The 20976-nt window shown below is 30.1% G+C and carries 21 protein-coding genes; 19 read left to right on the top strand and 2 right to left on the bottom strand.

Annotated elements, in window-relative coordinates; genetic code table 11:
• Positions 1–171: 171 nt before the first annotated feature.
• Positions 172–594: a hypothetical protein gene (locus VIM70_RS20005; RefSeq protein ID WP_331947548.1), complete on the bottom strand. Its 423-nt coding sequence runs from the start codon at positions 592–594 to the stop codon at positions 172–174.
• A 249-nt stretch (positions 595–843) separates the two neighbouring features.
• Between VIM70_RS20005 and VIM70_RS20000 the strand changes: the two genes are divergently transcribed.
• A complete protein-coding gene (locus VIM70_RS20000) occupies positions 844–3138 on the top strand; it encodes an AAA family ATPase (RefSeq protein WP_331947547.1) in 2295 nt (764 codons plus the stop codon).
• A 47-nt stretch (positions 3139–3185) separates the two neighbouring features.
• Here the strand turns inward: VIM70_RS20000 and ychF are convergent, their stop codons facing one another.
• Positions 3186–4283, bottom strand: coding sequence for a redox-regulated ATPase YchF (gene ychF, locus VIM70_RS19995; RefSeq protein WP_331947546.1), 1098 nt, complete (start codon positions 4281–4283; stop codon positions 3186–3188).
• Between the two features lie 389 nt (positions 4284–4672).
• Between ychF and mraZ the strand changes: the two genes are divergently transcribed.
• The 18 genes from mraZ (at position 4673) to VIM70_RS19905 (ending at position 20924) form a co-directional block, all read left to right on the top strand.
• Positions 4673–5101, top strand: a complete 429-nt coding sequence (gene mraZ, locus VIM70_RS19990; protein ID WP_331947545.1) for a division/cell wall cluster transcriptional repressor MraZ — start codon at positions 4673–4675, stop codon at positions 5099–5101.
• A gap of 31 nt (positions 5102–5132) precedes the next feature.
• Entirely contained in the window at positions 5133–6065 is a 933-nt protein-coding gene (rsmH, locus tag VIM70_RS19985) for a 16S rRNA (cytosine(1402)-N(4))-methyltransferase RsmH (protein WP_331947544.1), read from the top strand.
• Positions 6066–6092: 27 nt separating this feature from the next.
• The gene (locus VIM70_RS19980; protein WP_331947543.1) at positions 6093–6578 is read left to right on the top strand and encodes a hypothetical protein; all 486 of its coding nucleotides are present in this window, start codon (positions 6093–6095) and stop codon (positions 6576–6578) included.
• A gap of 64 nt (positions 6579–6642) precedes the next feature.
• A complete protein-coding gene (locus tag VIM70_RS19975; RefSeq protein ID WP_331947542.1) occupies positions 6643–8832 on the top strand; it encodes a stage V sporulation protein D in 2190 nt (729 codons plus the stop codon).
• A gap of 295 nt (positions 8833–9127) precedes the next feature.
• A complete protein-coding gene (locus tag VIM70_RS19970) occupies positions 9128–10591 on the top strand; it encodes a UDP-N-acetylmuramoyl-L-alanyl-D-glutamate--2,6-diaminopimelate ligase (protein ID WP_331947541.1) in 1464 nt (487 codons plus the stop codon).
• Positions 10592–12055 (top strand): UDP-N-acetylmuramoyl-tripeptide--D-alanyl-D-alanine ligase, encoded by a 1464-nt coding sequence (locus tag VIM70_RS19965; RefSeq protein ID WP_331947540.1) that lies wholly within the window; start codon positions 10592–10594, stop codon positions 12053–12055.
• Between the two features lie 2 nt (positions 12056–12057).
• Complete coding sequence (gene mraY / locus VIM70_RS19960; RefSeq protein ID WP_331947539.1) at positions 12058–13011, top strand: phospho-N-acetylmuramoyl-pentapeptide-transferase; 954 nt, start codon at positions 12058–12060, stop codon at positions 13009–13011.
• Positions 13012–13031: 20 nt separating this feature from the next.
• Positions 13032–14138: a stage V sporulation protein E gene (gene spoVE, locus VIM70_RS19955; protein WP_331947538.1), complete on the top strand. Its 1107-nt coding sequence runs from the start codon at positions 13032–13034 to the stop codon at positions 14136–14138.
• A 332-nt stretch (positions 14139–14470) separates the two neighbouring features.
• Positions 14471–15277 (top strand): cell division protein FtsQ/DivIB, encoded by an 807-nt coding sequence (locus VIM70_RS19950; RefSeq protein ID WP_331947537.1) that lies wholly within the window; start codon positions 14471–14473, stop codon positions 15275–15277.
• Between the two features lie 46 nt (positions 15278–15323).
• On the top strand, positions 15324–16046 hold the full coding sequence (locus VIM70_RS19945; RefSeq protein WP_331947536.1) for a DUF881 domain-containing protein: 723 nt from the start codon (positions 15324–15326) through the stop codon (positions 16044–16046).
• Between the two features lie 10 nt (positions 16047–16056).
• Complete coding sequence (locus VIM70_RS19940) at positions 16057–16395, top strand: small basic family protein (RefSeq protein ID WP_331947535.1); 339 nt, start codon at positions 16057–16059, stop codon at positions 16393–16395.
• Between the two features lie 12 nt (positions 16396–16407).
• Positions 16408–17097, top strand: a complete 690-nt coding sequence (locus tag VIM70_RS19935) for a DUF881 domain-containing protein (protein ID WP_331947534.1) — start codon at positions 16408–16410, stop codon at positions 17095–17097.
• 123 nt (positions 17098–17220) lie between these two features.
• Positions 17221–17895 carry a YggS family pyridoxal phosphate-dependent enzyme gene (locus tag VIM70_RS19930; protein WP_331947533.1) on the top strand — a complete coding sequence of 225 codons (675 nt, stop codon included), beginning with the start codon at positions 17221–17223 and terminating at the stop codon, positions 17893–17895.
• 1 nt (position 17896) lies between these two features.
• Positions 17897–18343: a cell division protein SepF gene (locus VIM70_RS19925; RefSeq protein ID WP_331947532.1), complete on the top strand. Its 447-nt coding sequence runs from the start codon at positions 17897–17899 to the stop codon at positions 18341–18343.
• Positions 18344–18426: 83 nt separating this feature from the next.
• Positions 18427–18696, top strand: coding sequence for a YggT family protein (locus VIM70_RS19920; protein ID WP_331947531.1), 270 nt, complete (start codon positions 18427–18429; stop codon positions 18694–18696).
• 12 nt (positions 18697–18708) lie between these two features.
• Complete coding sequence (locus VIM70_RS19915) at positions 18709–19482, top strand: RNA-binding protein (RefSeq protein WP_331947530.1); 774 nt, start codon at positions 18709–18711, stop codon at positions 19480–19482.
• Positions 19483–19498: 16 nt separating this feature from the next.
• A complete protein-coding gene (locus VIM70_RS19910) occupies positions 19499–20110 on the top strand; it encodes a DivIVA domain-containing protein (RefSeq protein ID WP_331947529.1) in 612 nt (203 codons plus the stop codon).
• 121 nt (positions 20111–20231) lie between these two features.
• A complete protein-coding gene (locus VIM70_RS19905; protein ID WP_331947528.1) occupies positions 20232–20924 on the top strand; it encodes a 5'-methylthioadenosine/adenosylhomocysteine nucleosidase in 693 nt (230 codons plus the stop codon).
• The last annotated feature ends 52 nt before the right edge of the window (positions 20925–20976 follow it).

The following is a 20976-nucleotide window of genomic DNA, read 5'->3' as shown; positions in this document are numbered from 1 at the left end:
CCACATTTCCCCTGCTGCTTCCTTCAGACCCTACCGTTACCAGTAGCGCCCTTGCTCTCAGGTTGTCTTCCCGTTGGTTAGGTGACATAGGCTTCTTTCAGCCTATCGGCTCAGCGAACATGCTGGACGTACAAAAAGCTATATGACTTTTGTCATATAGCTTCTATTATTTTATTTAAATCGTCTATCAGCTCTTACTCTTTGAACTTTTTGAGTATTACCCTTCATTGGAACCAGGTCTTTTTTTGTTGTCATGTTTCTAATGTTTACAACTTGAATCTGCTCACTATGTTCTTTACCTTTTTTGCCCTTCATTCCTTGAATTATAACAGTATGGCCTTGAAGCACAGATATAAAGTTCACTTTTTTAAACCAACGTCTTTTTTTAAATACACATTTAGAAATTGATTTACTTCCATCTGCTTTTACTAAGATGGTTACAGTTAATTTACAAAATATTTTAAAAAACTTCCAATAAATCTTTTCATCTACTTTGACAGATAGAACCCTACCTTGTGCTTGTGTAAGTCTATCACCATATCTTTTTAAATAAGCTTGTGTATAACTATTGGTCAATTTGTCTTTTAATCCCATCAATATTACTCCTTCACATAAAAAATTATAAAAATTATAAAAAGTCAATATGCTTATTATATCTTATGTTGTAATTTAACTCAAGCATTAATAAAGGACTATTTACAATATTTATTTATGATATTAATTAATAAAAAGAAGTATATATCCATAAATTCAGAAAATATTATTAGTTCTATTCCATAATATTGGTCCCCAATGCCTAATTTGAGAATATTAATATAATAAAGAATTGAAAGGAGGAGGAATATGAACAGGGAATTAACTCCAAAGGATATTATATATGAATTTGATATTGAAGATATGTATTCAAGGGAAACATTAGATTCTATGCCACAATATATTGATGTAATAGAAAATATTAAGACTGCCATGAGTATAGATACGGAGGGTTTTAATATTTATTTAATAGACGATTTTTCAAAAGAAACTCTTAAAGATATAATGAAATACGTAAATAAAATTTTAGAGAATAAAAAGAAACCAAAAGATATTTGTTATGTACTATATGAAGATGAAAATTCTCCTAAACCTATATTTGTAAGTAATGGGGGCGGAAATAAGCTAAAAGGGTTAATCGAAGAAATGCAAAATGAATATTTAGAAAACACATTTCAGTTTTATAATGGTTTTACAAACAAAGAAAAGGAAGAGATTGAGGAAAGCATTCATAGGAAAAGAAATGAACTAATCGGTAACCTTATAGATACAGCAAAAGACAAAGGGTTTGATATAAAGTCCACAAGCAGTGGATTTACATTTATACCTTTAAGTGACGGCAAAGAAATGTCTGAAAATGAATATGATACATTAAATAAAGAGAGAAAAGAAACTATTTTAGATATTGCAAAAATGTTGAAAGATAAAGCTAAGGATATATTAGAGGAACTAAAAGAGGTTGAGATAAGAGACCTAGATAAAATAAAACAAATAATGGCAGCATATTATAAAAATGAAATGTATGATTTATTAGAAGAATATAAAAATATATTTATAGAAGATGAAGTTGTAACAAACTATTTTGATATGGTATGTTGTGATATTGAAAAAAAACTGATAGAAAATTACTCTTTAAGTTATGAGGATGACGAGGAAAGAATAAATGAAATTATATACAAATATGTTGTTAATGTAATTGTAGATAATAGTAAAAATCAAGTTCCTCAAGTTATTTTTGAACAAGATCCTAATTTAACAAATTTAATTGGTAATATAGAATATGAAAATCATAAAGGGGTTTATTCCACAGATATAGGATTAATAAAAAGTGGAAGTATGTTAAAAGCGAATGAAGGGTGTTTGATAATTAGAATGAATAGTTTAATAGCCAACCCTACGGCTTACTCTCAATTAAAAAAATCACTATTAACAGAAGAGGTAGATGTTTCATGTAATGCTAACCATTATGAAATAGTGTCTTTGAATAGTTTAAAACCAGAGCCGGTTCCTATTAAAACAAAGGTAATTCTTATTGGAGACTATGAGACGTATGACTTGCTTTATAATTTGGATGAAGACTTTAGAAAAATCTTCACTATAAAAGCAGAATGCAATTCGCTACAGACCATATGCAATGATTTAAAGGGTTCTTTGGTATTTGAGATAAATAAAATTTGTAGCGAAAATAATTTTAAGTTCCTTACAAAAGGAGCGTTAAGAGAAGTAGCGAAGATTCTATCTAGGAAGGCTCAGAGTAGGAAAAGAATATATTATGATAAAAATGAAATAAATAAGTTATTAATTTTATCTAGCAATAAGGTTAATAGGGAAAATAAAGAAGAGATTGGTGCAGATGATATAATCGAGATAGGGTATACAAAAGATATTATGGAAAAGGAAATAATAAACAATTATGTTGAAAAGAAAATGCTTATTGAGGTTACAAATAGTAGAATTGGACAAGTGAATGGATTATCAGTAATTGATACGGGATATTTTAGCTTTGGTAAACCTATAAAGATTACCTGTTGTTGTTACAAAGGAGCAGGAAATATTATAGATGTTCAAGAAGAAAGCAATTTAAGTGGTAATATTCATAGTAAATCCATTAATATATTAAAGGGATATATAAGTAGTATTAATGGAGGATTCACAAGGCTTCCAGTGGATTTTCATTTAAGCTTTGAACAAATTTATGGGAAGATAGATGGTGATAGTGCATCAGTTGCAGAAATAATATGCATGCTCTCAGCCCTTAGTAAAATACCTGTAAAACAAAATATCGCACTAACTGGTTCTGTTAATCAATTTGGTGAGGTTCAACCTATAGGCGGAGTAAATGATAAGATAGAAGGTTTCTTTGCAGCCTGCAAAGCAATTGACACAATAGAAGGCAAAGGCGTACTGATACCTTTGTCAAATGCAGATGACTTGGTTTTAAATGAAGAAGTTGAACAAGAAATTGCAAATGGCAATTTCCATATATATACTATGACCTCCATAGATGATGCAATTAGTGTTCTAATGGGAGATTTTGATACCAACTTCGATTCCGTAATGGTAGCCATTAACAAAGAACTAAAAAAATACAGTAGTAGAAAATAATAAAAGCACAGATACTAATTTTTTAGCATCTGTGCCCTTTTTGTTTTTTATACGTTAAATCTGAAGTTAACTACATCACCATCGTGCATGATATATTCTTTTCCTTCAAGCCTAAATAGTCCTTTTTCCTTAGCGGCGGCTTCTGATCCACATTCAACTAACTTGTCATAGGAAACTATTTCTGCTCTTATAAAACCTCTTTCTATATCAGAATGGATTTTACCAGCGGCAGCAGGAGCTTTAGTTCCAATGTGTATAGTCCAAGCTCTTATTTCTTGAGGACCTGCAGTTAGAAAACTCATGAGTCCTAGTAGTCTATAACTTGAGTGAATTAGTTTATCAAGACCAGTCTCTTTAAGACCATATTCTTGTAGAAGTTCCATTTTCTCATCATCTTCTAGAGAGGATAATTCTTCTTCGAGTCTTGCGCAAACTACAATTACTTCTGAATCCTCATTTGAAGCAAATTCTTTAACTTTTTTAACCATATCGTTTTCTGTATTTCCAGACATTAGATCATCTTCGCTGATGTTTGCAGCGTATAGTACGGGTTTTGAAGTAATTAAGAAAAGGGTGTTTACAAAAGCTGCTTCCTCTTCGTTAAATTCTAGTGTCCGTGCTGGAAGGTTAGATTCAAGATGCTCTTTTAGTTTTTCCATAAGTTCAAATTCCATTTTAGCTGTTTTGTCACCAGAACGAACAAGTTTTACTGATCTTTCCATTCGTCTTTCTAATACGTCAAGGTCAGAAAAAATAAGTTCTAAATTAATAGTATCTATATCACGGGTCGGATCAACATTTCCATCTACATGTATGATATTTTCATCCTCAAAACACCTTACCACATGAACAATAGACTCAACTTCTCTAATGTGAGATAAAAACTTATTCCCTAAACCTTCTCCTTTGCTTGCTCCCTTTACGAGACCAGCGATATCATAAAATTCAATAGCAGTATGAATTATCTTTTTACTACTATAAATAGCCTGTAGCACATCCAATCTTTTGTCAGGTACACTAACGACACCCACATTTGGTTCTATAGTACAAAAGGGATAATTGGCAGATTCGGCACCTGCTTTTGTAATTGCATTAAATAATGTGCTTTTTCCTACATTTGGTAAACCTACAATTCCTAACTTCATATATTATGTACATTCCTTTCCTACGCTTAAGATTATTAATTACTTGATAAGGCATCCCCCAAAAAAATAACTAGCCAGTATGCTAGCCTCGTCTATTATAATATTGTCAATTTTTTTTCAGATATTTTAATTATACTCTACATACTAATGCATTTCAAGAAAGTAAATTATAGTTTTGTTTTAACTTGATATATTAAAATGGTTAAAATTAAATTTTTTGTAAATATATTTAAATAAAACAAAAAATAAATTGAATTAATTTAAAAAAATAATTTAATTCAATAAAACAAGAAGGAATTTTCAATTTTATATAGAATATTACTTCAAAGTGGTTTAAAATGGTTTAAAGTGGATTAAAGTGGAGTAATTTTATAAAGTGGGGGAATAAAATGTTTATTGGTGAATATCAACATGCCATTGATAATAAAAACAGAATGATTGTTCCCACAAAATTCAGAGATGGATTAGGCAGTGAATTAATAATTACTAAAGGCCTTGATGGATGTCTGTACATATATACAATGGACGAATGGAAAGTAATGGAGGAAAAGTTAAAAAAACTTCCATTAACAAATAAGGATGCCAGATCGTTTGTACGGTTTTTCTTCTCAGGTGCTAATGAAATAACAATAGATAAGCAAGGAAGAGCTTTAATACCACAAAATTTATGCGAATATGCTGGCCTTAAAAAGGAAATAGTAAGTATAGGAGTATCCACAAGAATAGAAATATGGGCTAAGGATAAATGGGACAAATATAACGATTCAGATATGGATTTTGATGAGATAGCAGAAAAAATGAATGAATTAGGATTATAGAATTATTAGATACAATAGAAGGAGATAAAAAATGGAATTTAAGCATATATCAGTTTTATTAAATGAGTGCCTTGACGCACTAGATATAAAAGAAGATGGAATTTATGTCGATTGTACACTAGGAGGAGCAGGTCATTCTTTAGAAATTTTAAAAAGACTATCTTCAAAAGGTAGGCTTATTGGAATAGACCAAGACGCAGATGCATTAAAAGCCGCTAAGGAAAAAATTAAAGAATATAGCAATGTTACTTATGTACATGATAATTTTTATAATATTGATGCGATACTCGACAAACTTAATATAGAAAAAGTAGATGGTATTTTTATGGATTTAGGGGTCTCCTCTTATCAACTAGATAATGCAGAACGTGGATTTAGTTACATGAGGGATGCAGCACTTGATATGAGAATGGATAGAAGTAAAGGAATTACGGCGTTTGACGTGGTGAATAACTATGATGAGCAGCAAATAGCAGATGTTCTAAGAAATTATGGAGAAGAAAAGTTCTCTAAAAGAATTGCTAATTTTATAGTTGATAGAAGAAAGTTGGAACCGATTACAACAACGCTACAATTAGTGAATGTTATAGATGCAGCTATTCCAGCAAAGTTTAAGAGGGACGGTGGGCATCCAGCTAAAAGAACATTCCAGGGGATAAGAATTGAAGTTAACGGAGAATTGAAAATACTCGACAAAGCAATAGAAGATGGAATACATAGACTTAAAAGTGGTGGAAGAATGGCGATTATTACATTCCAGTCACTTGAAGATAGAATTGTCAAAGTTAAATTTAAAAGCTTAGAAGATCCATGCAAATGTCCAAAAGAGTTACCTATGTGTGTGTGTGGTAAAACACCAATCGTAAAACTTATAAGTAGAAAACCTATAAGAGCAACAGAGGAAGAAATAGAAATGAATTCAAGAAGTAGAAGTGCAAAACTAAGGGTAGCAGAAAAGATTTAGTTCTAAATTGTGGATGGGGTGAATAAAGTGATAGTAGAAAAAAACAAGTTTCGAGTTGATGGAAATACAGTTTTAGCACCATATGAACCACTTAAAAAACACAAATATGAAGATTTAGAAGAATCACGAAAGCGAGTTAATCAAAATAAAAAACAAAAGGATATCAAAAAGAAAAAAGGCGTTATGATAAATATTTTTTTGACTTTGGTTATTGGAATTATTATTGTAGCAAGGTATTCTATGATTTATCATTATCAAGACGCTAGTACTAAAGCTAGAGCTAGCATAGATGTATTGACTAAAGAAAATGACGCGTATCAAGTAGAATTAATCAAATTCAGAAATATAAGTTATGTGGAGAAAACAGCTACGGAGAAACTTCATATGGTTAAACCAAGGATTAGTGAAATACAATACTTAGATTTAAGTAAAAACAACTTAGAAACACCTGGGAATTCAGATGTCAGAATAAAAAACGATGTAGTAAATACAATAAAAAATATTATATTTTAGATGGCAAGAAGTAAGTAACTACATAATTGCCATCAATTGAGAGTTCCACCAAGGGGGAAACAATTTGGCAAGAGAAGAGTATAGAGACAAGGTATTCGTTAAACGTAGAATGTTAGTTGTCTTTTTCATACTTTTTCTTTTGTTTTTACTATTAGTTACAAGGCTCAGCTATGTAATGATAGTTAAAGGTTCAGATTATAAAGAAAGAGCAGTTCTGCAGTGGACAAGTGACGTTCGTATTGCGGCAAAGAGGGGACGAATTTTAGACAGAAACGGAAATGAGTTAGCTGTAAGTGCAAATGTTTTTAGAGTAGACTTAGATCTTAATTCATTACGTGAAACTACTAAAAAAAGTAAGTTAACTATGAAAGATATTGCGCCAGGACTTGCTACAATACTTGGAATGGAATCTAAAGATGTTTTAGCTATTTTAACTAAGACAGGTTCAAAGGGCAAAGCTATTGGGGCAGCCATTTTAAAGAGAAGGGTAGAAAAGGACGTAACCGATAAAGTAAATGACTTTTCAAAAAAATATAATCTTCGTGGAATTGTTATTACTGGTGATACCAAAAGATATTATCCTAATAATAATTTTTTAGCTAATGTTCTAGGACACACAAACTCTGATGGGAATGGTTTAACAGGCGTTGAACTATATTATAATAAATATTTAACAGGCATTCCAGGAATGAAAATTTCTGAAACAGACAGAAAAAGTGAAGAATTGCCTTATACAATATCTGATTATACAAAACCTGTAGAGGGAAAAGACGTAGTTCTTACTATAGATGAGATGATTCAGTATTTTTGCGAAAAAGCAGCGGCGCAAGCTATGATTGATAATAAAGCAGCTGCCGTTAGTATAATTGCAATGAATCCTAAAAATGGAGAAATACTAGGAATGGTTAATAAACCAGATTATAATCCCAATGACCCGTGGGACCTTACTAAAACTTTTGACGAAAATCAAAAGGCGTGGAGAAACAGAGCAGTAAGTGATACCTTCGAGCCAGGATCAATTTTTAAAGTGGTAACAGCTACAGCGGCAATGGAAGAGAAATTAGTTACAGATAAAGATGTATTTGTTTGTAATGGTAGCACTGTAGTTGGTGGTAGAACAATAAAGTGTTGGAAAACCACAGGACATGGAACGGAAAGTTTTGTAGATATTTTAAAAAATTCTTGTAATGTTGGATTTATGGAACTGGGCAGAAGATTGGGTCCTGAAAAATTAAATAAGTATATTGCTTTATTTGGATTTGGTAAAAAAACTGGTATTGATTTGCCTGGAGAAGCACTGGGAATAATTAGAAAAACTAAAGATATGACTGCTGTTGATGTAGCAACAACATCCTTTGGTCAAAGTAATACACTATCTTGTATACAGTATTTAACAGCTTTTAATGCAATAGCAAATGGTGGTAAACTTATAACGCCTCATGTTATGAAAGAGATAGTAGGTTACGATGATTTGAATAATAAGCAGGTGCTACAAACATTTTCAAATTATAATGAAAGAACAATAGAAGATGCGGCAACTGCAAAACAACTGCGGAGTTACCTTGAACAGGTTATAGAAAGTGGTGGTGGTAAAAAAGCGTTTATTGCAGGATACCATATTGCTGGAAAAACAGGGACTGCTCAAAAGGTTATAAATGGTGTTTATGCACCACAAAAATATGTTTCGTCTTTTGCAGGTATGGCACCCGCAAATGATCCCCAAATATCCATTCTAATTAATATAGATGAACCAGATCCATCTAATTATTATGGTGGGCAGATTGCAACTGTAGTCGCAAAACAACTTTTCAATGATATTTTTAATTACTTATCAATTAAATCTGATGCTTCTAGTGAGGAAATTGGTAAAAGCTTACTAAAAGATGTTATTGTGCCTGAAGTAAGAGGCCTTAAAAAATCAGATGCAGAAAAATTATTAAAAGATAATAATCTGAAAATGAAATTGAGTTCAGAGGGAGATGTCATTACTGATATGACTCCTAAACCTGGATATACAGTTAAAGAAGGAGCTGAAATTATTTTGCATACTGGGACAGTAAACACAGACAGTAATATGGTCATGGTGCCCAATATTGTAGGAAATAGCACGCAAGCAACTAGTGCACTTTTAAATAGTCTAGGTCTAAAAGTTAAGTTTGTTGGCAATGGAATAGCAGCAACACAAAGCATAGAAGGAAAAGAAGTTAAAAAAGGAACTATAATTACAGTGAATTTAGATTATACTGCTGATTAGGTGTATATAGTTTATACATCATATATAGTGTATAATTATTATGATTACTTTAAAATATAAACCGACAGGACTCAGCATTTCTGAACTGTCGGATTTATAATGTATAGAGTTTTTCTTAGTAAATTTTTTTACAAAATCAGCTTTATCTTGTATACTATTTTCAAAAGAGGTTAGTAATAAAAAGTAATAAAAAGAAAATTAATTTTGTAAAAATACATTTATTGTAACCATACTTTAGTATAAACATATAATATGTGTAAACGTAATTTATGTGATGATTTAAGGGAGTGTTAATATGAATTTAAAAAAGATCATGGAGAATATTGATTTTAATTTAATAAACGGGAATATTGATATAGATATAAAGAAAATTCAATATGATTCAAGAAAAATTGAACAAGGAGATTTGTTTTTCTGCATTGAAGGATATAATGTTGATGGTCATAAGTATATACAAAATGCGATTAACAATGGAGCTGTTGCAGTAGTATGTCAGAAAAATATAGAAAAAAATTCGAAAATTACGGTGATTAGGACAAAGGATTGTAGAAAGGCATTGGCTATAAGTGCAGCTAATTACTATGGAAACCCAAGTCGTAGCATGAAAATGATAGGGGTTACTGGTACCAATGGAAAAACAACATCTGCTTTTATGATTAAAGCTATTTTGGAGCAGCAAGGTTATAAAGTAGGTCTTATTGGAACTATAGCAAATTACATTGGAGTAAAAAAAATTCATTCAGAGAGAACTACACCAGAATCACTGGAGCTTCATGAGCTTTTTAAGGAAATGTTAGATTGTGGAGTAAGTTATTGTGTTATGGAGGTTTCTTCTCACTCTTTAAGTTTAGACAGAGTGTACGGTATAGAGTTTAACGATAGTATTTTTACAAATTTAACTCAAGACCATTTAGATTTCCATAAAACTTTTGAAAATTATTTTAATGCAAAATTAAAGCTATTTGAGTATAGTAAAAATTCTATAATTAACATTGATGATTTATACGGTGCAAAAGCCTATAACTCTATTACAAGTAATAGTTTAATTACACGAAGTAAATTAAGTTATGGATTAAATAGCAAAGCAGATATTATGGCCACTGATATAAAAATGCACTCAAGGGGCAGTAAATTTACTTTGAAGTACAAGAATAACTCCTCTGAAATAGAGCTAAGCATACCAGGAAATTACAATGTATATAATGCTCTTGGATCTATAGCTGTTTGCTTAAATCAGGGGGTAGACCTAGAGTCAATTAAATTAGCTTTACAAAATGTGCAAGTGCCTGGGCGATGTGAACTTGTTAAAAATGATTTTGACTTGGGATTTGAAATAATTTTAGATTATGCTCATACCCCTGATGGCTTAGAGAATATACTTGAAACTGTAAGAGAATTTACAAAAGGTAGACTTATATGTGTTTTTGGTTGCGGTGGAGATAGAGATAAAACCAAAAGAGCCATAATGGGCAAAATTGGAACGAACCTAAGTGATATTTCATTAATAACCTCAGACAATCCAAGAACAGAAGATCCAATGTTAATAATTAATGATGTAGTATCCGGTATTGAAAAACATAATTTTGAAATTATAGAGAACAGACGAGAGGCTATAAAACGAGCAATTGAAATTGCAAAACATGATGATGTAATTGTTATCGCAGGAAAAGGTCATGAGGACTATCAAATATTAAAAGATAAAACAATACATTTTGATGAACGAGAAGTTATTTCAGATATAATAAAGGAGCAATTTTAGATGGAGTATATTAGTCTTGACGAGATAGTAGAGGCAACTAATGGAGAAATAATAGTTAAAGGCGAAAGCACCTTTGTGAAAGGTGAAAGCGCCTTTATAGAAGGCGAATTGTTTAACAATGTGAGTATAGATACAAGAGTTATAAAAGATAATGATATTTTTATAGCAATAAAGGGTGAAAATTTTAATGCTAATGATTTCATTGTTGAGGCTAGTGCCAAAGGAGCAACAATTTGTTTAATTGATGAAATGAAATTTGAAAAAGCGCTTCTAAATGAGAGAACATGTATAATTAAGGTAGAAGATACTAAAAAAGCATTACTTAATCTTGCAAAGTTTTATATAAATAAGTTAAATTTAAAAGTAATAGGAATTACCGGTTCTACAGGTAAAACATCAACAAAAGATTTGGTTGCAGCAGTGCTTAGTGCAAAATTTAAAGTTTTTAAAACCTTAGGTAATTTTAACAATGAAATAGGACTTCCAATGATGATATTTAAGTTAGATAAGGCTTATGATGTTGCGGTTCTAGAAATGGGTATGAGTGATTTTGGAGAAATCCATAATTTATGTGAGGTAGCAAAACCTAACATTGCCATTATTACTAATATTGGAATGTCTCACCTAGAAAATCTTAAAACTAGAGAAAATATTTTAAAGGCTAAAATGGAGATAACAGATTTTTTTAGTAAAAACAGTGTTTTAATTGTAAATTCAGATAATGACCTATTAAAAGATTTAAAAACATCAAACTATAAACTTATAAAAACAGGAATTGATTCCGAGGCCGATTTTAAGGCATGTAATTTAAATATTTACGAGGAAAAAATAACATTTGAAATAATGGACAAGGGAAATAAAATAGATATAAGTATTGAGGTGGATATACCGGGGCGTCATAACATACTGAATTCAATGCTCGCAATAGCATGTGCAAGGGAAATGGGTATGAACTATAATGAAATTGCTTTAGGGTTTAAAAAATTAGAAGCTACGTCTATGCGTTTAGACATAACAAAAGGTAAAGGGTTTACTATCATTAATGATGCTTATAATGCTAGTCCTGATTCAATGCTAGCTGCAATTGATGTACTTTGTAATATTAATGGGAACTGTAAAATCGCAATCCTTGGTACTATGAAGGAGATTGGTGATAGAGCGTATGAAGCGCATAAACAAGTTGGAGAATATGCTAAACATAAGAAAATTGATTTATTAATTACTCTAGGTGAATTTAATGAGGCATATAAAGAAGGATTTAACGATATAGATAAATATAGAAGTTTTAAAACATATAATGAGGTAGTTTCATTTCTAGATGGAATGATCCGTCAAAATGATGTTGTTTTAGTTAAAGCATCAAGATATATGAAACTTGAGAGTATAGTTAATAAACTCGAGGATTTAGATCCTCGTGTGAGTCTGGACTCACATAAAAATATAAATGCTAAAGAGGTGATATAAAAGTGACTTTAATTATTTATTCGGTTATGATTGCATTTGTATTATCAATTCTACAAGGACCAGTATTAATCCCATTATTACATAAGCTTAAATTCGGTCAAAATATAAGGGCTGAAGGACCTAGAAGTCATCTTAAAAAAGCTGGAACACCTACTATGGGTGGTATAATATTCATGATTTCAACAATAATTACAATGTTAATTATTGTTAGACATACTAGTGATGAAGCTATGATTGCAGTATATTGTTTTATAGCTTTCGGATTAATTGGACTTATTGATGATTTATTAAAAATAACACGTAAACAAAATGAAGGACTTACCTCTAAACAAAAAATGTTGCTTTTAGTTATAGTATCAGGATTAATTGGTTACTACTCTTCTCTTAAAATAGGAACAGACATATTGATACCATTTTCAAACAAAAGCATAAACCTAGGTATCTGGTATTTACCTTTTATTATTATATATTTTGTAGCAACCACAAATGCAGTTAATTTGACAGATGGATTAGATGGGTTAGCTACTTCAATTACAATAGTAGTTATGACATTTTTTGCTTTGGTCAGTAATATGATGTTTCATTCCACTCTTGCAATATTTTGCGCTGCGTTAGCAGGGGCATTATTAGGTTTTTTAAAATACAATTCTTATAAAGCACAGATTTTTATGGGAGATATGGGAGCTCTTGCACTTGGTGGCGCAGTAGCGGCAATTGGTATGATACTAAAGTCACCACTACTTGTTATTATTGTAGGTGGGGTATATGTTTTAGAAACTCTATCTGTTATTATTCAAGTTTCAGTATTTAAGGCTACTGGTAAGAGGGTATTTAAGATGTCTCCAATTCATCACCATTTTGAGTTACTTGGATGGCATGAAACAAAGGTTGTCGCAGTATTCTCCGTTGTTACAGTGATTTTTTGTTTGATTGGATTTCTATCATTTCCCTATTAGTGATGTAAGGAGGATATAATATGAAAAAATACAAGGTTAAAATGGGGCAGATAGATTTTCTACTATTTGCAACAATTATGCTTCTTGTTACAATCGGAGTAGTAATGGTTTATAGTGCCAGCTCATATTATGCGGCTTTTAACTTTAATGATCCTGAATACTTTTTTAAAAAACAATTGCTATGGGCAGTCATTGGCAGCATTTTTATGGTTACAGCTATTAAAATTGATTATCACATTATAAAAAAATATACAGGTATTGTTATGTTAATTACTGTAGTGTTTTTACTTGCAGTTTTTGCATTCCCGGCTATTAATGGGGCTAAAAGATGGATTAATTTAGGATTTGCATCTTTTCAACCATCAGAAATTGCAAAATATACTGTAGTTTTGTTTATGGCTAAAAGTTTAGATAAAAAAGGAGAAAAAGTTAAAGAATTTTTTAAAGGGGTATTTCCATACCTATTAGTTTCGGGATTTTATGCAGGAATAATTTTGCTTGAGAAAAACTTAAGTATTGCAGCTGTTATAATGATTGTTACTGTAATTATTCTATTTTCAGTAGGGGCAAAATTTTTTCACATTTTTGCTATAGGATTATCACTAGTAGCCGCAGTTGGTGCTGCTACAATTTTTGAACCATACAGAATGACTAGACTTATGAATTTTACAAACCCTTTTGCTGATAGTCAAGGTGCTGGATACCAACTAGTTCAATCACTTTTAGCACTTGGTTCAGGAGGAGTTACTGGTGCCGGAATCGGACTATCAAGACAAAAATGTTTGTATATACCAGAACCGCACACAGATTTTATTTTTTCTATAATCGGAGAAGAATTAGGTCTAATAGGATGCGCATTTATAATTTTATTATTTGTTATTTTTGTATGGCGTGGTATTAAAACAGCAGTTACCGCCAAAGATATATACGGTACTATTTTAGGAATTGGTATAACATCTGTCATAGGTGTTCAAGCAATCATTAATATTGCAGTAGTCACGGGATCAATGCCAGTTACAGGTGTACCGCTTCCTTTTATAAGTTATGGTGGTTCAGCTCTGGTTTTTAACATGTTTGCAATGGGCATACTTTTAAATGTATCAAGGCAATCTGCAAATAAAAATTAGAATATAGAGCCTGCATATATGCAAGGCTTTTTCTATTGCTTTTACTTAATTTGATGGCATGTAGCTTTAAATTAATAATAAGAGTTATAGTGTACGTTACTGAGTTATTATTGGAAGTCGTCTGTAAAGTATTAATTTTTCTAATAATATTAAAAAATAGATTAAAATTGAGATGAAAATTATCAAATTAAGTGTTATTATATATGTAAGTGTATAATAACACTTATATGTAAAAACTTTAATTTAATTATGATGTACAATTTACTAAAATAGTATTGTGTATTTTAATGTATAAATTTAAAAAAATATTTGTTATGAATGCGAGGAAGTGAATGAAAAACAAAAGTAATAATCTTAAAAAAGGCGATTATATTATAGAAAATAAAGAGGAATTACTACATAGAAGAAAAAACAAAAAAAAAGTAAGAAGTTTAATGTTTTTAGTAATAATTATGATATCTACATTGATTACATTATGTTTTAAGTTGCCTTATTTTAACATTACGAAAATCGAAATTATAGGAAATGTGAATGCTTCTAAAACTCAAATTAATGACATAGCTAAAATTCACTTAGGAAGTAATATTTTATATGCTAGATTTAACGATAGTAAACAAAAAATAATGAAAAATCCTTACATATTAGGTGTAGAAATAAAGAAAGTTATGCCCAATAAAATTATAATAAATATAGAGGAAAAAGTAGCTTTATTTTATGGAAAAGTAAACAATACTTACTATATTATAGATAGAGATGGAAGCTTACTTGAAAAAAGAGCAGATATTAAAGGTATGAAATTAATAAATCTGATTGGATTCAATTATGAAAAAATTGCAGTTGGAAATTTAATTGGAGCAAAGAATGATCGTAAAATTAGTATTATAAAGGAAATAACAACTATTGTTGAAGATTATAGAAAAACTAATAGTAATAGTAATATAACATTAGTAGATGTAAGTAATGTGTTAGATGTCAAGGTTTTCGCCGGGGAGATGTGTATTAAATTTGGAACAACGCAGAATTTAAAAAGCAAATTTAATAAGGCTATAAATATTATTACACAGCCTGAATATAAAAATGCAAAGGGATATGTAGATGTTAGTTTTGAAGGGAATCCTGTTGTTTTTTTAGAGAAATAGCAGAATAATAACCCTATCCCTTTAGAGGGTAGCTAGGAGGAAGTCTATGAAGAAGTTTAGATCTCAGATATCTATTGGTATTATATGTGTATTGTTAGGATTTATGATAACTTATCAATTTAAAATGATAAGTAAACAAAATGCAGCAGCAGTGGAGCCAGACAAGAATACACCTGAAATTATAACCGAAAACGAACAACTTAAAAAGAGCAAAGAAGATATGCAGAAAAAAATTGATGAATTAGATGTAAAAACAAAGCAATACGAATCTGCTGCAGGAGGACGAGATCAAGAAAGTGCATTATTAAGTAAAGAATTGGATGAGACAAGAATTCTCATTGGAGGTACTGATGTAGAAGGTCAAGGTATTACAATTTATATAACCCCTAAAAGTAGCATTTTTGGTAGTGGTACTCAAGAACAGGTTATAGATGATACAGATTTAGTACATATTGTTAATGAATTAAATGCTGCAGATGCTGAAGCAATTTCCATTAATGATATTAGACTAACCTCTAGAAGTGGTATAAGAAATGCTGGAAATGCTATTATTATAGATGATGAAAGAATTTCTTATAATAAAAGAATTACTATTAAAGCAATTGGGAAAAATGACATATTGGAAAGTGCTATCAGTTTTCCAGGAGCAATTCCACAACTTCTCGCGCAAAATTGTGATGTAACTTGGGAAAAATCAAATAAAGTCATAATTACTAAATCTAATACAACATATAAATTTGAGTTTGCTAATCCAATAGTAAAGAAATAGAGGTGATAAAATGGTTGCTTTTGTAGGATTGTTAATAGGCATTATATTAGGAGTTGTATGGAATGTTAATATTCCAGTTAAATTCTCTCCTTATATTTCTGTTGCAATTTTTGCATGTTTAGATTCTGTTTTTGGTGCATTAAGAGGTTCAATTTCTAAAAACTTCAGGGCAGATATTTTTATATCAGGTTTTTTTGGGAATGCGGCTTTGGCCGTAGCAATGGTTTATTTAGGTGATAAATTAGGAATTCCAATTTATTTGGCTGCTGTTATAGTATTTGGTGGAAGAATATTTGAAAACTTTGCAATTATTAGGCGACTATTAATAGACAAAGCCAAATCTCATTAATGAGGTGATTAAATGAAAAATAATGAGGCTACAATATTTGTTTTTATTGCTTCAATAATTATAGGGTTACTTTTAGCTATGAATATTTCATTTGGAGGTAAAAGTAATTTTTTGGATGTTAATCAATATGATGCAGCCTATAATGAGAGAACTAAATTATATTCCGACATAAACAATTTAAAAGAGGAATATTATAATATCAACGCAAAGCTTCAAAAGTATGATAATGGTGATGAAAAAAAATATCAAGCGACAGTTCAAAAAGAACTTACTTATAATAATTTAATGCTAGGTAAAAGTGATGTTCAAGGGCCAGGGGTTAAAATTACATTAGATGATGGTGACTATACTAGTATGTTACAGTTAGTTCACGACTCTGATATTGTTCGAGTGATAAATGATCTAAGAAATGGTGGAGCAGAGGCAGTATCTATTAATGGTCAAAGAATTATTTATGATAATTATGGGTTATGTGCTGGCTCTAACATTGATTTAAATGGGATGAAGATTATACCTCCATTCTACATTAGTGCCATAGGAAATCAAGATGTGTTGTATAATTATTTAACGGTAGAGCAAACACACTTAACATCATTAAGGGGAAGAGAAGTTAAAGTTAATGTTGAAAAGGAAGATAACATAAAGATATTATCTTATAATGGAAAAATTCCATATAACTACTTGAGTATTACAAATAAGTAAATAATAAAATAAATATAAAAATATTGAAGGAATTTTCCGTTTAATGAAGAATTAAAATATAAATGGGAAATGATAGTAAGAAATTATTTTAAGTTAAAGGAAACAACAAGGAGGGACGGATAGTTGGCGATCGCTGAAGATTATAATAGAATAAAAAATGAAATTCAAGAAAACGTAACATTAATATGCGTTTCTAAGACTAGGAAAATTCATGAAATAAAGGAAGCATATGCATCTGGAGCTAGAGATTTTGGAGAGAATAAGGTGCAAGAATTAATGGAAAAATATGATAGTTTAAACCAGGATGTTAGGTGGCACTTTATTGGACATTTACAGACTAATAAGGTGAAGTATATAGTTGGAAAAGTACACCTTATTCATTCTTTAGATAGTATACGTTTATTAGACGAAATTGAAAAACGTTATGCCGCTAAAAATGAAATTGCCAGCGTATTAATTCAAATTAATATAGGAAAAGAAGAAGCAAAAACTGGTATTAATATTGAAGAGATAGGCGATTTAATAAAAACATCTGAAGAGTGTAACAATGTAAAGATTAAAGGCCTAATGGCTACAATTCCAATTGGAGACAAGGAAAGTTGTAGAAAATACTTTGGTGAAATGAAAGATATATTTGATAATTTAAAGACTTTTAAGTATAAGAATGTTTCCATGGAATTTCTATCATTAGGTATGAGCAAAGATTATCAAATTGCAATAGATTCGGGAGCTAATATGATAAGACTTGGTGAGAATATATTTGGAAAAAGAGATTATAAAAAACTGGAGGTTTTATAAAATGGCAAGTAAAGTAATAAATAAGGTAATGGGTTTTTTAGGTATGGCAGAAGACGATGAAGATGAAGTTCAAGAAATTGAAAATGAAGATGATGACAGAGATATTGAATCATTGATGAGTACAAATAAAAAACAAAGCAAAGTGGTAAATATCCATACAGCAGGCTCTACAAAAGTAGTTATTATAAAACCTGATGATTTTGATGAAGCAATGGTTATCAGTGATAACTTAAAATCTAGAAAAATCGTAGTAGTTAACACTACAGGACTTGAAGCTAGAACTGGACAAAGATTATTAGATTTTGTTGGAGGAGTGTGTTATGCACTAGGCGGTGAGCTTCAGCAGGTAGAAAAAGGAGTATATATAATATCTCCTTCTAACATAGAAGTTAATAATGAATTGAAAAATGAACTAAATTCAAAAGGAATTTTCAATTGGAATAAGTAAGGCATATTTATTTTGTAATAATATTTAAAGGTAATAACAAATAATTGTTATCTACTTTGGAAAAATTCAGGAGGGTATATAATTTGTATTTGTATAATTTATTTAACATTATTTTTAATGTATTAGAGTTTTCAATATTTATTGAAGTGATTTTGTCTTGGGTTTATGCGGGTCGTACAAATCAGTATATAGAAATAGTACATAAGATTTCAGCACCGTTACTACAACCAGGTAGGAAAATTCAAGAGAGATATTTTGGAAATATGATGGTAGATTTTTCTCCAATAATCGCACTTGTAATTATAATGGTTTTAAGAAGAGTTGTGTATAGTATATTGGGAATGATTCTTTAAGGTAAGATAAAGATGGAAAAAAAAGATTTTTTAAATGGTATAAATTATGATGATAAGAATTTAATCTCTAATATATTTAATAAAATAGAAATAGCAGAAAAGACAAATAAAATCATATTTTCTAATGAATTTGTGTCTCCAGTTATTTGGAACCAAATTTTAGTTATATGTGAGAAGGACAAAGTGAGATCATTTACAAATGGCATATTTAATGATGCTGACAGGAGAATGTTATCATTTTCTTGTTATGATGAACCTGTAACATATCCAATAAAATTATTGAAAATTAAAAACAAGTCTAAATTCTCAAATATAGACCATAAGGATTATTTAGGAGCAATAATGTCCCTTGGAATTAAACGAGAAAAATTAGGCGACTTAATAATTGAAGGCGAAACATGTTATGCACCAGTTTGTAGTGATATTAGTAGTTACATAATTAATAATTTGATTAAAATAAAGAATTGCCATTGTGAAGTAGACGAATATGATTTTACATTGTTTAATCTTCCAGAAAGAAAATTCGAGGAGAAAACTATTATATCTACTTCATTTCGTTTGGATGGTATGATTTCAGGTATATGCAATGTTTCAAGAAACAGCTCAAGTCAGCTAATATCAACGGGCAAAATATTAGTAAATTATTATCAGTGTTTAAAAAAAGATAAAATCATTAAAAATAATGACACTTTGACAATAAGGGGATATGGAAAATTTAAGGTTGCAGAGATTGTAGGAACCACTCAAAAGGGAAGATTAAAAGTTGTAATAAAGCAATATATTTAGGTCTGGGGGGAAATAAATGAGAATAACAGCTATGGATATTAATAATAAAGAGTTTAAAAAGGGCTTAAGAGGATACAATGTTGATGAAGTTCATGATTTTTTAGATGAGTTATCTGAAGAATATGAAATTATCTATAAAGAAAATTCAACGCTTAAAGAAAAAGTAAGCTTTTTAGAAGAAAAGTTAGAACACCATGTTAAAATAGAATCTACAATTCAAAGCACATTAGTTTTAGCTCAAAATGCAGCAGAACAAGCCAAGTTTTGTGCTCAAAAGGAATCAGAATTAATTATTAAAAATGCAAATGATTCTTCACAAAGATTGCTTGATAAGGCACATAATGATGTAATTAAGGTAACTGACGAATATGAAAAAATTAAGCAAGAATTTGCAAAGTTTAGAACAAAATATAGAAATTTTATGAATTGTCAGCTTGAGATGTTTGAAGGACTTGAAAATGATTATCTTAAAAATTATAATGTGGGTAAAGGAATTAGTGATAATAGAATTGAAGATGAAGCGGCTGTTGATTTAGAGTACTCTGACCTATCACTCAAAAATATTGATGAAAAAGATTTTCATGACAATGACATAGAGGAAATAAAAAGTTTTTTTGCAAAAGAGTAAAAACATATAAATCTCACTCATTGGGTGAGATTTTTTATGTACAAAATATGTTGAAATATTTTAGGCGAATTTAAACTAGAAAATGTGAGTTATTCATATAATGACAAGGAGGAATAAAAAAATGAACATAGGTATTATTGGAGCAATGGAAGAAGAGGTTCAGTTTCTGATTAGGGATATGGATTTTAGGAGAAAAGAGGTTAAGGCTAAAATGGAATTTAGTCTTGGTAGCATTCATAATAAAAATGTAGTCATAGTAACAAGTGGTATTGGCAAAGTGAACGCGGCAGTTTGTGCTCAAATATTAATTGATGATTTTAATGTTGATTATATTATAAATGTGGGTATTGCAGGTGGAACCGCCGATAATATATACCCAGGGGATATTGTAATAGGGAATAATTTAGTACAACATGATATAGATACGACTGCTTTTGGTTATAAAATAGGACAGATTCCAAGATTAGATACTTTTGAGTTCAAATGCGATTCAAAGCTAATTGAATATGCAAATGAAGCATGCAAGGATATAAAAGGACATAATCATTTCACAGGAAGAATTGTGTCAGGTGATCAATTTATTGCAGATGTTTCTAAAATAGAATGGCTAAATGCAGAGTTTGATTGTTTAGCTTGTGAAATGGAGGGAGCAAGTATTGCTCAAGTATGTTATTTAAATGAAGTCCCATTTATTATTATTAGATCAATATCAGACAATGCAAATAATGGTGCTCAAATGGATTATGAAAAATTTAAGGATATTGCAGTGAAAAATTCTACAAATATTTTAAATAATATGTTAATGCTAATTTAGTATAAAGAAATTAATTTAGTATAAAAATTCTTTCCATGAGAAAACATAAACA

Origin of the sequence: Clostridium sp., assembly GCF_036569345.1 — a bacterium.
Taxonomy (GTDB): Bacteria; Bacillota; Clostridia; order Clostridiales; family Clostridiaceae; genus Clostridium_AD.
This window is presented reverse-complemented; position numbering and strand designations above follow the sequence as displayed.